This is a genomic window from Peptoniphilus duerdenii ATCC BAA-1640 (genome assembly GCF_000146345.1).
GTDB lineage: Bacteria > Bacillota > Clostridia > Tissierellales > Peptoniphilaceae > Peptoniphilus_B > Peptoniphilus_B duerdenii.
In genome coordinates this window covers 1-781 of sequence record NZ_GL397082.1, presented here as the reverse complement: position 1 = coordinate 781, position 781 = coordinate 1, and the positions used below count along the sequence as shown (strand labels likewise).

The 781-nt window shown below is 27.0% G+C and carries 1 pseudogene; it reads left to right on the top strand.

The window, feature by feature from the left end:
* Positions 1 to 781 (top strand): annotated as a pseudogene (locus HMPREF9225_RS09680) (leucine-rich repeat protein); the annotation flags it as partial.

Below are 781 nucleotides of genomic sequence, written 5' to 3'. Positions count from 1 at the left end.
GATTTGACAGGACAAGATATTGATGAAAAGGACAATAAGATTGATGATTTAACTAAAAACATTAAGGACTTAGAAAATCAGATTAAAGACTTAAATGATAAGAAACAAGAAGACCAATCAAAGATAGATGAATTAAAGGAAAAGTTAGAATCTTGCAAAGATAATGGAGAGAAACTAAAACAAGAAAAGGCTAAGCTAGAAGAAGAGATTAGAGATAAAGATAATAAGATTGCTCAATTGAATAAAGAAATTGAGGATCTTAAAAATTCTAACAATGATGAACTAATAGCAGAAATTACTCAGCTTAAAGATGAACTAAAAAGATTACAAGATGAAAATGCAAAACTAAAAGAAGATTATTCATCTACAAAATGGGAGTTAGAAGCTGAGAAAGAAAAGACCGATAAAAACGAAAATAAAATCAAAGAAATGCAAGAAAAGCTCGAGTTTTTAGAAGGTGAACTAGCAAAGAAGACTAAAGAAATTGAAGATAAAGATAATAAAATTAAAGGTTTGGAAAAAGCTTTTGATGAAAAAGATACTAAGATAAAAGACCTTGAGTCTAAAAAGAAAGAGACAGAAAATTCTAAGTCAGAATGCTGTAAAAAAATTGAAGAGCTTCAAAAGACTATTGATAGTTTAAAAGAATTTTCTGAAAATACAAAAAAAGAATTAGAAGATAAGATTAAAGGACTAGAAGAAAAACAAAAAGCTTCTGAAGAAGAAATTAAAAAGCTAAAAGAAGAATTAGATAAGAAAATCGAAGAAGCAAAGAAGTTAA